10 protein-coding genes are annotated in these 13,368 nt (G+C 74.1%); 7 read left to right on the top strand and 3 right to left on the bottom strand.

Features of this window, described 5'->3' with window-relative positions; all coding sequences use genetic code 11:
• Positions 1–5: 5 nt before the first annotated feature.
• The 3 genes from ACWY4P_RS32345 to ACWY4P_RS32335 form a co-directional block, all read right to left on the bottom strand.
• Positions 6–1,535, bottom strand: coding sequence for a DUF5719 family protein (locus ACWY4P_RS32345; protein WP_456204049.1), 1,530 nt, complete (start codon positions 1,533–1,535; stop codon positions 6–8).
• A complete protein-coding gene (locus tag ACWY4P_RS32340) occupies positions 1,532–5,557 on the bottom strand; it encodes a glycosyltransferase (protein WP_456204048.1) in 4,026 nt (1,341 codons plus the stop codon). Before ACWY4P_RS32340 ends, ACWY4P_RS32345 begins: the two co-directional genes overlap by 4 nt.
• 168 nt (positions 5,558–5,725) lie before the next feature.
• Positions 5,726–5,989 (bottom strand): WhiB family transcriptional regulator, encoded by a 264-nt coding sequence (locus tag ACWY4P_RS32335; RefSeq protein ID WP_004952403.1) that lies wholly within the window; start codon positions 5,987–5,989, stop codon positions 5,726–5,728.
• A gap of 637 nt (positions 5,990–6,626) precedes the next feature.
• Between ACWY4P_RS32335 and ACWY4P_RS32330 the strand changes: the two genes are divergently transcribed.
• The 7 genes from ACWY4P_RS32330 (at position 6,627) to ACWY4P_RS32300 (ending at position 13,337) form a co-directional block, all read left to right on the top strand.
• Entirely contained in the window at positions 6,627–7,160 is a 534-nt protein-coding gene (locus tag ACWY4P_RS32330) for a cysteine dioxygenase (RefSeq protein ID WP_456204044.1), read from the top strand.
• A gap of 12 nt (positions 7,161–7,172) precedes the next feature.
• The gene (gene cofD / locus ACWY4P_RS32325; RefSeq protein ID WP_456204042.1) at positions 7,173–8,165 is read left to right on the top strand and encodes a 2-phospho-L-lactate transferase; all 993 of its coding nucleotides are present in this window, start codon (positions 7,173–7,175) and stop codon (positions 8,163–8,165) included.
• Positions 8,162–9,562 (top strand): coenzyme F420-0:L-glutamate ligase, encoded by a 1,401-nt coding sequence (locus ACWY4P_RS32320; protein WP_456204041.1) that lies wholly within the window; start codon positions 8,162–8,164, stop codon positions 9,560–9,562. The genes cofD and ACWY4P_RS32320 overlap by 4 nt, the downstream gene beginning before the upstream one ends.
• 172 nt (positions 9,563–9,734) lie before the next feature.
• Positions 9,735–10,646 carry an ABC transporter ATP-binding protein gene (locus tag ACWY4P_RS32315; protein WP_456204039.1) on the top strand — a complete coding sequence of 304 codons (912 nt, stop codon included), beginning with the start codon at positions 9,735–9,737 and terminating at the stop codon, positions 10,644–10,646.
• Positions 10,643–11,422 (top strand): ABC transporter permease, encoded by a 780-nt coding sequence (locus ACWY4P_RS32310; RefSeq protein ID WP_456204037.1) that lies wholly within the window; start codon positions 10,643–10,645, stop codon positions 11,420–11,422. The genes ACWY4P_RS32315 and ACWY4P_RS32310 overlap by 4 nt, the downstream gene beginning before the upstream one ends.
• A gap of 14 nt (positions 11,423–11,436) precedes the next feature.
• On the top strand, positions 11,437–12,678 hold the full coding sequence (locus ACWY4P_RS32305; RefSeq protein ID WP_456204035.1) for a sensor histidine kinase: 1,242 nt from the start codon (positions 11,437–11,439) through the stop codon (positions 12,676–12,678).
• A complete protein-coding gene (locus ACWY4P_RS32300; RefSeq protein ID WP_456204034.1) occupies positions 12,675–13,337 on the top strand; it encodes a response regulator in 663 nt (220 codons plus the stop codon). Before ACWY4P_RS32305 ends, ACWY4P_RS32300 begins: the two co-directional genes overlap by 4 nt.
• Positions 13,338–13,368: the final 31 nt, after the last annotated feature.

The raw sequence follows: 13,368 nt of genomic DNA, 5'->3' as shown, positions 1-13,368 counted from the left end.
AGCGCTCACTGCTTCCCGTCATTGAGCAGGGACAGGTCCTGGCGCGCCGCCGGGACCGCGACCGTGCCCCGGTCGTCGGGCAGCGCCTGGATCGTGAACATCGGAACGCCGCCCTGGGGCAGCGCCAGCATCCGGGACGCGTACACCGGTCCACCCGAGACCCGCTCGACCGTCACGGCGTATCCGCCCTTGCCCGAGGCCGGGTGCGGCGGCTCCACGGCCATGGTGGTGCCGCGCTTGACGTCGTAGGTCTTGGTGACGGGGCTGCCGCCGCCGCTCCCGGCCGACGCGGTGACCCGCACCTTCGCCGCCGCGCTCGGCGCCGCCAGGGACAGCGTCGAGCCCTTGGCGCGGTTGTCGGCGGCGGTGGCGCTCCGCTCGATGCTCGTGGTGGCGGGGATGAAGGCCGTCTCCTGGCTGCTCCCCTTGCCGCGGGTCACCCGCAGCGCGGCCACGACCGGGGCCGCCCGGCCCTCCCCGCCCTCCGGGGTGAGCACGAGGGAGCCCGGCTCGCCCCTGGTGACGTCCCCGAAGTCGACCCACGCCGTCATCCCGCTCTTGACGTGCAGCGACTCATGCCCGGCCGGGGTGATCGAACTGCTGCGCCCGGCCAGCCGCACCTTCAGGTCCGCGTCGTCCGAGCCGGGCGCGAAGACGACCAGGCGCACCGAGGTCGCGTCCGCCGGGATGCCGGGCAGCACCAGGCTGGTCGACGGCTCGGCCGAGGCCGGGAGCCAGTCGCTGCCGAACGACTCGTCCACCGCCTGTACGGTCGCCCCGACCCGGCCGGTGCGCGCCGACACCCTGAGGGTCGCGTCGGCCGCCTGCACGTCCGTCAGGGTGGAGAGCAGCACCGGGACGGTGGACCGCCCCGGGATCGTGATCGCCTCGTCGGTCGAGGGCTTGAGCCGGCCGTTCTCGCCGTAGAGCTTGAGGTCCACCTCCGCCGCGCTGTCGTCCGGGTTGGTCAGGTGCACATAGTCCTGCCGGTCCTTCGCGGTGCTCGCGCCGGGAAACCAGAAGTCCGTGTCGGGCGCGGTGCACGCGGTGCCCAGCACGCCGCGCCCGCTGCCCGCGGCCACCGTGGTGGTCTGCTGCACGGTCCAGCCGGGGGCGAGGGCGCCGTCGGCGGTGCCGATGAGCGCGGGGGCGTCCGAGCGGTCGGTCTCGGCGGTGACCGGCTTCCCCGGTTCCTTCAGGGGCACGACGGGCTTGCTCGCCTTGTCTTTCCGAGTGCCTTTCCGGGAGTCGTCCTGCGGGCCCTGGGCGGGCAGCAGCCCGGCGGTCCCCTTCTTCGTGTTCTTCGTGCCCTGCGCGCCCGCCCCCTTGGGGGTGAACGCGGTGTAGGTGGTGCTGCCCACGTCCGAGGAGGTGGGCGTCGGGCACAGGAGCGTGGAGCGCTCGACGGGCAGCCTCGTGGCCGCCTTGGCCGCCGGTGCCGTGCCGTCGGACGACCCCGCGGTCAGCGAGGCGACGCCGGTGACGGCGGCGAGCGCCGTGGCGGCGCCGATCAGGGACAGGATGGTGCGGTTCATCGCTGCTGCTCGCTCCCGTCGCGGCGGTCCTCGGGCTCGGCGCCGCCGTACGTCGTGTCGCCCTGCGAGGGGGTCGTGTCGCCCTGCGGGGGGTACGTGCCGCCGTCGGGGTAAGGCTGCTGCTGGTCGTAGGCGTACGGATCGGCGTACTGGCCGCTCGCGTACGGGTCCGCCGGGTACTGGCCCTGGCCTTGGGCGTACTGCCCTTGCCCGTACTGGTCCTGGCCGTACTGATCCTGGCTGTACTGGTCCTGGCTGTACTGGTCGCCCTGATAGCCGGTGCCCGCGCCCTGGTACTCGCCGCCCTGGTACTGGTCGCCCTGATAACCGGTGCCCTGGTAGCCGGCGCCGGAGTAGTCACCGCCGGGGTACTGCTCGCCCTGGTACTGGCCGCCCTGGTGCTGGTCGCCTGCGTACTGGCCGCCTGCGTACTGGCCGTAGCCCGCGCCCGCGTACGGCTGGGCCTCCCACTCGCCGTACTGCTGCTGCGGCACCGCCGCGTACGGGTCGGCGGCGGCCTCCTGGGCCGCCTGGCTCGCCTGATCCGCCGGCGGCGCCGCCACCGGCGCGTCGGGCGTCTGCTCGTCAGCCGTCTGCTGCTGCGCGGCCTGCGCCGCCGCCTCCGCCTCCGCCTCCGCGGCGGCCCGCAGCCGCCGCGCCCGGCGCCCGTCGCCCGCCAGGTCCTCGGCCGTGACCGCCGCGGCCTCCGCCTCCGGCAGGTCGTCGTCGACCGTACGGCGGCGGCCCGGCAGCGCCAGCACCACCAGGACCAGCGCGAGCAGCCCCTGGGCCCACACCCAGGCGGTGTGCGTGACGGGAGTGTCGTAGCTCAGGTCCAGCCGTCCGCCGTTCGCCGGCAGTTCGAAGCCCTGCGCCCAGCCGTCCACGGTCGTCGCCTTCAGCGGCTTGCCGTCGAGCGTGGCCTGCCAGCCGGGCGTCGCCTTGTCGGCGATCCGCAGCACCCGCCCCGCCGGGCCGGCCGGGACGGTGGTGTGCGCCTCGACAGCGCCGGAGGGGACATTCACCGGGGCCGTCCGGGCCCCGGCCGTCGAGCCCTGCCCGCCCGCCTCGCCCGCCTGGGCGCCGGGGACGATGGCGACCCGCGAGATCCGCTGGTCGACCCGCCACAGGGCGCTGCCGTCCTCCTGGCTGAGCCGGGTGAGCCCCGGTGTGGCGTCCAGCACCCGGCTCATCTGGCGCGGCGCGCTGTCGCGCACCACCACATACCGAATGGCGTAGCCGCCGAGCTGGCTGGTCTGGTCGGCGCCGGAGCCCGCGATCAGGTTGGCCACGACCCGGTCGAGCCGACTGTCGCCGCCGGCCGCGCCGGCGAGCTCGGCATCGCCGAGCCGGGCGCCGGAGCCGCGCACCAGGACGTAGTCGGCGCGGGCGGCGTCGCCGTCGAGGACGAGGGTGCGCGCCTGGTCGCGGGTGCCGCTCTCGGCCGCGACGAAGGCCGGGACCTGGTCGGAGTCGCGCCGCCCGACCGGGCCGTCCGCGCCGCTCAGCATCCAGCCCGCGGCGGCCCACAGGGGGGCGGCGGCCGCGGCCGCGGCGATCAGCAGCGCGAGCGGCTGGCGCCAGCCGAAGCTCTGCGCCGCGACGCGCTCCCGCGCGCCCTCCGCGCCCACCACGCCGGCGCTCAGCAGCGCCAGCCCGTAGACGAGGGTCGCGGGCCCGGCCCAGCCGGAGCCGTTCGCGAGCGCCGCGAAGAGGAAGCCGGTGAGGGCCACGGCCCATGCCGTACGGACCGCCGACTGCCGCTCGCCGCGCATCAGGGCGCCGAGGGCCGCCAGCACGAAGCCGAGCAGCAGAAGCGTTCCGCCGGCCTTGGGGCCGCCGGGGCTCAGCGCGAGCAGGTTCAGGGCGGACGCGGAGCCGGTGGTGTAGCCGAGACCCGCCTCGTCCAGGAACCGGCCCGGGTCGGTCAGCAGATCGGCCGACCAGGGCGCGAGCACGGCGAGCGGGGTGAGGACGACGGCGAGGAAGCGCAGCCCGTACGCCGTCAGCTGCTCGGTGCGGCTCTCCGCGAACCGCACCGCCAGCACCCCGAGGCCCAGGATCAGCGCGATCGGCCAGACGATCGGCGTGAACGCCATGGTGAAGGTCAGCAGCAGGGCGTACGCCCAGGTGGCGCGCCAGCTCGGCCGTTCGCCGCGGCGCGCCCGCTCGCCGAGCCCGAGCCCGCTCGCCGCGACCGCGGCGCGGGCCATCAGCGGCAGCAGGACGGCGAGTACGGCGGTGCCGAGCCGCCCGCTCGCCAGCGCCCCGGTCGCGGCCGGCAGGAAGGCGTACGCGACGCTTCCCCAGGCGCGCAGCAGCCGGGACTCGACGAGCGGCCGGGAGGCGAAGTACGCGGTGAAGCCGGCCAGCGGCACCGAGCAGACCAGCAGCAGCGTGAGCGTGAAGCCGGTGCTGCCCAGGAAGAGCGTGGCGACCGAGGCGAGCACGGCCAGATACGGCGGGGCGCTCTGCGTCCCGCCGGTCCCCACCGGGTGCCAGCCGTCCAGATAGCGTGCCCACAGCTCGGAGACGCTGTCGGGCGCGGGCAGCAGCGCGCCGCCCGACAGCGCCCCGCCGCCGAGCAGGTCGCGGCAGGCGACGAGCGAGACGAGCAGCAGCACGACGAAGAGCATCGGCCCGGGCTTGCGCGCGATCCGCTTCAGCCGGGCGAACTGCTCGACCTCCAGGAAGTCGGCGTCGTCGCCGCCCGGCCCGGACTCCACGGCCCCGTGCCGCCCGCCGGAGGACAGCTCGGGCTCCGACCGTCCGCCGAAGTTGCTCGCGATCTGCTCGGCGGTGGCCCGCACGGTGGCGCCGGGCGGCGGGAACAGCGGCCGCAGCTCGCCCTTCTCGGCCACGGGCCGCCCGCGCCGCTTGCGCGCGGCGAGGATCTTCTCGGGGCGCAGCAGCGTGCCGAAGAGCCCGGCGACCTCGTCCAGCGCCTGTCCGGGCACCTTGCCCACCAGATACGCGAGGGTGCGCAGCAGCGTGCCGAGCACCAGCCGCAGCATGACGTACGGAAGCGCCGCCCCGCGGCTGTTGACCAGCAGGGTGTAGGCCGCGCCGGCCTTGTCGACGCGGTGCGGGCCGGCGACGGAGCGGCCCACGCAGTCGATGGGGCGCCGCTCGCGGGCGGCGGCCTCGGCGTGGCGCAGCGCGGCGTCCGGCGCGATCAGCACCTGGTGGCCGGCGGCCTGGGCGCGCCAGCACAGGTCCACGTCGTCGCGCATGAGGGGCAGCCGGGGGTCGAAGCCGCCGAGCTCCTCCCAGACGTCGCGGCGCACCAGCATGCCGGCGCTGGAGACCGACAGCACCGGCCGCACCTGGTCGTGCTGGCCCTGGTCCTGCTCGCGCCGCTCCAGGCCGGTCCAGCGGCGGCCGCTGCGGGCGATGCTGACGCCGACTTCGAGCAGTTGCCTGCTGTCGTACCAGCTGCGCAGCTTGGGCCCGACGATCGCGGCGCGCGGGTGGTCGTCGGCGACCCGCAGCAGCTCGGCGAGGGCGTCCGGGGCGGGGGCGCAGTCGTCATGCAGCAGCCACAGCCACTGGACGGGCTCGCCGTGGGGCAGCTCCGGCATGTCGTACGCGTCGTCGCGCCAGGCGCGGTTGACGGGGTCCCAGCCGCTGGGGCGCTTGAGGTACGGCAGCTCGTCGGGGCCCAGCACCTCGGCGCCGCGGACCACCTCGGCGACGGCCGTGCCGAAGCCGCTGCGGCGGGCGAGGTGGAGCACCCGGTCGGGGCCGAGGGCGTCGGTCAGCAGCTGCGCCGAGTTGTCGGCGCTGCCGGTGTCGGCGGCGATGACGCTCTGGACGGGCCGCTCCTGGCCGAGCAGCCCGGCCAGCGCGTCGGGCAGCCAGCGGGCGCCGTCGTGGGCGACGAGCACGGCGGTGACGACATGCCGGGGAAACTCGGGTAGGTGCGTGGGAGCGTGGGCGGGAGCGGGCACGGCGCTTTGAGCGGGCGCAAACTCGGCGTTGGCGGCCGGGTATCGGGCCGCCTGGTGGCTGTGCACGGACATCGAGGTACGGGCCCCGGTTCGCTGGACTGCAGTGGACGTGCGCGCCCTTGGCGGCGCCCGCGCGTCTCGGACGGGGCCCCACACTAACGGCTGTGTACACGGCGGTCCGCCTCCCGGCGCCAAGGAGCGGGGGGCGGACCGTGCGTTCTGCGCGCGTAGTGCGTGATGTCAGACGGCGGCCTTCTTCAGACGGCGGCGCTCCCGCTCGGACAGACCGCCCCAGATGCCGAAGCGTTCGTCGTTGGCGAGGGCGTACTCGAGGCATTCGGAACGGACCTCGCAGGCGAGGCAGACCTTCTTCGCCTCTCGGGTGGATCCGCCCTTTTCCGGGAAGAACGACTCGGGATCGGTCTGGGCGCACAACGCGCGCTCCTGCCAACCGAGCTCCTCGTCCGCCTCTTCGACCAGCAGTTGCTGGAACAACTCGGTCATGTGCGCCCCTCGTCTGTCATTGCGTCCCCGCGCCTGCTGCCGTCGGTCCTGCGGCAAAACGACACGAGTGAAATTACAAGTGTGCCGATCCGGGCCAGTCAAGCCGAGATCTGCTATTGAGCCCCTTATTCACTCTGCGGAACCAAGGTGACGCAGAAAGTGTTCAAATCGGCCTAAAGCTGACAGCTTCCCCGACCGTCACCCCTGCCCCTCCTCTTGCTCACACAGGAGGACGTCATGAAGGCCGATCCCGTTGCGCCCCAGGGGGATTCCAGGTGCTGCGCCATCTGACCCGTTCCCGGCCGGCACAAACCTTTCTGCCGCTCCGGTAACCGGATGAGGTGAAACATCGCCCACCATCCGGACGTCAAGTTGACACAGGGGTCGGCGACCCGGTCTCCTTGTCCGCATGTCAGTGACCCCCGCGCCCCGGCCGACCCGTGACCACGGGTTCCGCTGCGCTGTGCAGGCTCGCTGTCGCTGTTCCAGCTGTTGATGCCTGTCGATAGCCCCTGAGCTCCAGCCATCTCGACAGCCGCCCTCGTGGCCGCCGCCCCTCGCGGCCCCCTTACGCAGCCGTCTTACGCAGCCGCCCCCGCGCCCGCCAAGCACCGCGCCTTCCGCCGAGGAACCCCCCATGAACAGCGACGTCCAGATCGCCGGTGACCCGCTCGCCATCCCGCATCTGCTGCCGCCCGCCCCCGCACACCCCTCCACCGTCTCCGCCTTCGCCGGACTGGCCCGCTCCATCGCGGCCGACCGCGACAGCTGGGCGCCCCTGGTCCAGTACGACGCCACCAGCCGCTGGTACCACCGGCTGCGCACCGGCCCCGGCTACGAGGTGTGGCTGCTCAGCTGGGTCCCCGGGCAGGGCAGCGGGGCCCATGACCACGGCGCGTCCTCGGGCGTGCTGACCGTCCTCGAAGGCGAGCTGACCGAGCGGGTGGGGCACGGCGGGCGGCACACCCTGACGGCGGGCGCGCAGCGCGTCTTCGCGCCGGGCTATGTCCACGATGTCGTCAACGACGCGCTCGAACCGGCCGTCAGCCTGCACATCTACTTCCCCGGGTTGACCGACATGCCGATGCACCCCTCGCAGGACGCGGTGCGAGAGCAGGCGGAAGGCCGCGTTCCGGACGCCCCGGACACATTGGATGTCCTAGGCGGCTGACAGTATGTCCGCATGCGCATTGTGGTTCTGGCAGGTGGCATCGGCGGCGCCCGTTTCCTCCGCGGTCTGAAGTCGGCGGCGCCGGACGCCGACATCACCGTCATCGGGAACACCGGCGACGACATCCACCTCTTCGGGCTGAAGGTCTGCCCCGACCTCGACACGGTCATGTACACCCTCGGCGGCGGCATCCACGAGGACCAGGGCTGGGGCCGGGCGGATGAGACCTTCGCCGTCAAGGAGGAGCTGGCGGCGTACGGCGTCGGGCCCGAGTGGTTCGGCCTCGGCGACCGGGACTTCGCCACCCACATCGTCCGGACGCAGATGATCGGCGCCGGCTATCCGCTGAGCGCCGTCACCGAGGCCCTGTGCGCGCGCTGGCAGCCCGGCGTGCGGCTGCTGCCGATGACCGACGACCGGGTCGAGACACACGTCCTGATCGACGACCCCGACGCCCAGGCTGCCGAGGGGGCCGCCGAGGGCCGTCCCGGCCGCAAGGCCGTGCACTTCCAGGAGTACTGGGTGCGGCTGCGCGCCTCCGTGCCCGCCCACGCCGTCATCCCCGTCGGCGCCGATCAGGCCAAGCCCGCGCCCGGGGTGCTGGAGGCCATCGCCGGGGCCGACGTCGTCCTCTTCCCGCCCTCCAACCCCGTCGTCAGCATCGGCACCATCCTGGCCGTGCCCGGCGTCCGGGAGGCCATCGCCGACGCCGGGGTGCCCGTGGTGGGCCTGTCCCCCATCGTCGGCGACGCGCCCGTGCGCGGCATGGCCGACAAGGTGCTGGCCGCCGTGGGCGTGGAGTCCACCGCCTCGGCCGTCGCCCGCCACTACGGCTCCGGGCTGCTCGACGGCTGGCTCGTGGACACCGTGGACGCCGCGGCCGTGGACGAGGTCGAGGCGGCCGGGATCCGCTGCCGCGCCGTCCCGCTGATGATGACCGACGTCGAGGCCACGGCCCGGATGGTCGCGGAGGCCCTGGCGCTGGCCGAGGAGGTACGGGCATGACGCAGGCCCCGATGTACCGGGTGTGGGCGCTCCCCGGCGTCCCCGAGGTGCGCCCCGGAGACGACCTCACCAAGCTCATCGCCGACGCCGCGACCGCCGAGGGCCTGCCGGGGCTCGCGGACGGCGATGTCCTGCTCGTCACCTCCAAGATCGTCAGCAAGGCGGAGGGGCGCGTCGTCCAGGCCGCGGACCGCGAGGCCGCCATAGACGCCGAGGCGGTCCGGGTCGTCGCCAGGCGCGGGCGCACCCGCATCGTCGAGACCCGGCACGGCCTGGTGATGGCCGCGGCCGGGGTCGACGCCTCCAACACCCCGGCCGGGACCGTCCTGTTGCTCCCCGAGGACTCCGACGCCTCCGCGCGGCGCATCCAGGCCGGGCTGCGGGACGCGCTCGGGGTCGAGGTGGGGGTGGTGGTGACCGACACCTTCGGGCGGCCGTGGCGCAGCGGGGTGACCGACGTCGCCATCGGGGCGGCGGGGGTGCGGGTGCTGGAGGATCTGCGCGGCGGCACCGACGCCCATGGCAACCCGCTGAGCGCCACCGTGGTCGCCACGGCCGACGAACTGGCCGCGGCGGGCGACCTGGTCAAGGGGAAGGCGGGCGGGCTGCCGGTGGCGGTGGTGCGGGGTTTGCCGCATGTCGTACGTACGGGAGGCACCGCAGGAGAGCGCCCTGACGGCACGGACAACTCCAGCAGCCCCGAAAGCCCTGTCAGCACCAGTGCCCCCGCCGACCCCGACCTGGGCGCGCGGCCCCTGATCCGCGGGGCCGCCGACGACATGTTCCGGCTCGGGACCTCCGAGGCCGTCCGGGAGGCCGTCACGCTGCGCCGTACGGTGCGGGAGTTCACCGACGAGCCGGTGGACGGCGCCGCGGTGCGCCGGGCCGTGGCCGCCGCGATCACCGCTCCGGCCCCGCACCACACCACGCCCTGGCGGTTCGTCCTCCTGGAGTCGGAGGAATCGCGGCTGCGGCTGCTCGACGCGATGCGCGAGGCATGGATCGAGGATCTGCGCGGCGACGGCTTCTCCGAGGAGAGCATCGCCAAGCGGGTGCGGCGCGGGGATGTGCTGCGCAAGGCGCCCTACCTGGTCGTGCCCTGCCTGGTCGCGGACGGCGCCCATGACTACCCCGACGCCCGGCGGAGCACCGCCGAGCGCGAGATGTTCGTGGTGGCGGCGGGCGCCGGCGTGCAGAACCTGCTGGTCGCGCTGGCGGGTGAGGGCCTGGGGTCGGCGTGGGTGTCGTCGACGATGTTCTGCCGTCCGGTGGTGCGTCAGATGCTGGGACTGCCCGAGGAATGGGACCCGATGGGGGCGGTCGCGGTGGGCCGCGCGGCGGCGCCGCCCTCGGCCCGGCCGCCGCGGGACGCCGACGCGTTCCTGGTGGTGCGCTAGAAAGCCCCGCCCCTTAAGGCATCCCGCCCCCTAAGGATCCCGCCCCTTAAGGGCCGTCCCCCCACGGTCGTACGGGGCCCGGGAACTTCCGTCCGCGGGGGGACGGGTCAGGCCAGCTCGCTGCCTAGGTTCAAGAGCCGTAGGAGAAACCCAGCGGCGAGAGGCGGCAGGCGTGATCGAGGCACGAGGGCTCACCAAGCGGTACGGGGACAGAACGGCGGTCGAGGACCTGACCTTTACGGTCCAGCCCGGCAGGGTCACCGGCTTTCTGGGGCCCAATGGCGCGGGCAAGTCCACGACCATGCGCATGATCCTCGGCCTGGACGCCCCCACCCGCGGCCGGGTCACCGTGGCCGGCCGCCCGTACGCGGAGCACCCCGCCCCGCTCACCGTGGCCGGCGCCCTCCTGGAGGCGAAGTCCATCCACAAGGGGCGGTCGGCGCTCGGCCATCTGATGGCCCTCGCGCACACCCACGGCATCCCCCGCCGCCGCGTCGAGCAGGTCCTCGACCAGGTCGGGCTGCGCGAGGTGGCGGGCAGGCGGGTGGGCGGCTTCTCGCTCGGGATGGGCCAGCGGCTGGGCATCGCAGCCGCGCTGCTCGGCGACCCCTCCACGGTCATCCTGGACGAGCCGGTCAACGGCCTCGACCCGGAGGGCGTGCGGTGGATCCGTACACTCCTCAAGGAGCTGGCGGCCGAGGGCCGTACCGTCTTCGTCTCCTCCCACCTGATGAGCGAAATGGCCGTCACCGCCGAGCACCTGATCATCATCGGGCGCGGCAGGCTGCTGGCCGACACCACCGTGGAGCAGTTCGTCCGGAGCGCGGGGGTGGGCGAGGTCAAGGTCGTCAGCCCCGAGGCGGCGCGGCTGCGCGACCTGCTGGCCGCACCCGGCGTCGAAATCACCTCGGACGGGCCCGGCACGCTCCGCGTCACCGGCGCGGACGGCGAGCACATCGGGAGCGCCGCCGCGCGCCACGGCATCCCCGTCCACGAACTCACCCCGCACACCGCCTCCCTGGAGGAAGCCTTCATGGAACTCACCCGCGACGCCGTCGAGTACCGCGAGGGGGCCGCCGCGTGACCGCCACGGCCGCATACCGCGTCACCCGCGTGCGCGTGCTGCGCTCGGAGTGGTCCAAGCTGTGGTCGGTGCGCTCCACGGGGATCGCGCTCGGTGCCACCGCACTGCTGACCATCGTCATCGGCGCGCTCATCGGGGCGAACTACAGCTCGGGAAACGGGGACGGGATCACCGGGCCGGTGCAATTCACCCTCCTCGGCATCCAGTTCAGCCAACTGATCGTCGCCGTTCTCGGGGTCATGGTGACGGCCGGTGAGTACTCGACCGGCATGGTCCGCGCCACCATGGCGGCCGTTCCGCGCCGACTGCCGGTGCTGTGGGCCAAGGCCGCCGTCTTCGGCGCCACCGCCTTCGTCACGCTGCTGGTGACCACCTTCGCCACCTTCATGCTCGCCCAGACGTTCCTCAACAGCACCGACCAGGAGGCCGCGCTGACCGACCCGGGGATCGCCCGCGCCCTGGTCGGCGCGGCGGCCGGGATCGCCCTCATCGGGGTGATCTCGCTCGCGCTGGGCGCCGCGCTGCGCGGCGTCCCGGCCGGGATCGGCGCGTACATCGGCGGGGTGCTGATCCTCCCTGAGGTGGTGGGCATGCTGCCGTTCGGGGCGGCGGAGGACGCCGTCGCCTACTTCCCGTCCCGGACCTTGGAGGCCCTGATGACGACGGGCTCCGAGGCGGACCTGCTCTCCCCCGGGGCGGCGTTCGTGGCGCTGTGCGCCTGGGTGGCGGTCGCGCTCGGCGCGGCGGGGCTGCTGCTGCGGCGCCGCGACGTGTGACCCAGCGACAGCCCATGACCTCCGAGTGGTCCCCCGGCACCCTGTCGCTGACCCGCCGCTTCCACCTGGCCGTGCGGCGCGTACGGGACTTCGACGCCCGCCGGCCGCTGGTGTGGGACCTGCTGCTGACGGGCGTACTCGCCCTGGCCGCGCTGGCCGACCTCATCGGTGCGCGGTGGAAGCTGACGGCGCACGGGACGGATGTGCCGGGCTGGCTGCCATGGCTGGTGAGCGCCGGATTCGTACTGCCGGCGGCCTGGCGGCGGCGCAAGCCCCTCGCCGTCATGTGCGTGCTGGCGGTGCCGGGGTTCGTCGACAGCTGGACCGGGATCGCTCTGGAGGCCGGGGCGATCCGGATGGCGGTCCTGTACGGGATCGCGGTGCGGCGGCCCTGGCCCGAGCTGGTCTGGGCGAGCGCGCTCGCCGCCGCCCAGATCACCGTCTCCGCCGTGCGGTGGCCGGAGGGCGACTTCGACCGGCAGCTCGTGCCGAACCTGATGACGTGCGCGGTCATGGTGCTCGCCGGCATCGCGGTCCGCACCCGCCGCGACTACACGGCCTCGCTGCTGGAGCGGGCCAGACAGCTGGAGGTGGAGCGGGACCAGCAGGCGCGGCTCGCCGCCGCGGCCGAACGGGCCCGGATCGCCCGGGAGATGCACGACATCATCGGCCACCACCTGTCCGTCATCACCGGCCTGGCCGACGGCGGCTCGTACGCGGCCCGCAAGAACCCCGAGCGCGCGACACAGGCCCTGGAGGCCATCGGCGACACCAGCCGCGAGGCCCTGGGCGAACTGCGCAAGCTGCTGGGCATGTTGCGGGACGCGACCGCCGATCTGGCCCCGCAGCCCGCGCTCGCGGACCTCGACCAACTGCTGGGCCGGGTCCGCGAGGCGGGGCTGCCGGTGCGGGTGACCACCTCGGGCCGGGGCGGCGAACTCTCCCCCGGTCTGCAGCTCGCCGTCTACCGCATCGTCCAGGAAGCCCTCACCAACACCCTCAAGCACGCCGGGCCCGGCGCGAACGCCGAGGTGACCATCGGATACGCGCCGCACGGCGTCGACCTCGGCATCACGGACACGGGCTCCGGCACCGCCTCGAACGGCCCGGACGGCAGCCCGGACGGCGGCCAGGGCATCCCCGGTATGCGGCAGCGCGCCGCGCTGTACGGCGGCACACTCGACGCGGGCCCGCTGCCCTCGGGCGGCTGGCGCGTACACGTACATCTACCGGCCGAGCGGAGCAAGCAGCAGTGACCACGGTGGCGATCGCGGACGACCAGGCCATGCAGCGCTTCGGCTTCCGGATGCTGTTGGAGAGCCAGGACGACATGGCGCTGGTCGGCGAGGCCGAGACCGGCTCCGCGGCGGTGCGGCTGTGCGCCGAGTTGCAGCCGGACGTGGTGCTGATGGACGTCCGGATGCCCGGCCTCGACGGCATCGAGGCCACCCGCCGTATCGTCGCGTCCGGCGGCCGCACCCGCGTGCTGATCCTCACCACCTTCGACCTCGACGAGTACGCCCACGCCGGGCTGCGGGCCGGGGCCAGCGGCTTCCTCGTCAAGGACGCCCGCCCGGAGGAACTGCTCGCGGGCATCCGGGCCGTGGCGAGCGGCGACGCGGTCGTCGCCCCGGCCCTGACCCGCCGCCTCCTCGACCGCTACGCCCACCAGCTGCCGGTGGCCGGAGCGGCCGACGGGGCCGACCCCCGGCTGACGGCCCTCACCGGCCGCGAGCGCGAGGTGCTTACGGCGATCGGCCGGGGCTGGACGAACGGCGAGATCGCGGAGCGGCTGGTGGTCGCGGAGTCCACCGTCAAGACGCATGTGGGCCGCATCCTCGCGAAGATCGGCGCCCGGGACCGGGTCCAGGCGGTGATCTTCGCGTACGACACCCGGCTGGTCCGGCCGGAGTAGACGATCCATTGCCATGAGTGTCATGCACACA

This window comes from Streptomyces sp. LZ34 (assembly GCF_053890475.1).
This window is presented reverse-complemented; position numbering and strand designations above follow the sequence as displayed.

Excerpts from the sequence above, each read along its gene's own strand:
- ACWY4P_RS32345 (WP_456204049.1), bottom strand. The coding sequence starts at position 1,535 with ATGAACCGCACCATCCTGTCCCTGATCGGCGCCGCCACGGCGCTCGCC.
- ACWY4P_RS32340 (WP_456204048.1), bottom strand. The coding sequence starts at position 5,557 with ATGTCCGTGCACAGCCACCAGGCGGCCCGATACCCGGCCGCCAACGCC.
- ACWY4P_RS32335 (WP_004952403.1), bottom strand. The coding sequence starts at position 5,989 with ATGACCGAGTTGTTCCAGCAACTGCTGGTCGAAGAGGCGGACGAGGAG.
- ACWY4P_RS32330 (WP_456204044.1), top strand. The coding sequence starts at position 6,627 with ATGAACAGCGACGTCCAGATCGCCGGTGACCCGCTCGCCATCCCGCAT.
- cofD (WP_456204042.1), top strand. The coding sequence starts at position 7,173 with ATGCGCATTGTGGTTCTGGCAGGTGGCATCGGCGGCGCCCGTTTCCTC.
- ACWY4P_RS32320 (WP_456204041.1), top strand. The coding sequence starts at position 8,162 with ATGACGCAGGCCCCGATGTACCGGGTGTGGGCGCTCCCCGGCGTCCCC.
- ACWY4P_RS32305 (WP_456204035.1), top strand. The coding sequence starts at position 11,437 with ATGACCTCCGAGTGGTCCCCCGGCACCCTGTCGCTGACCCGCCGCTTC.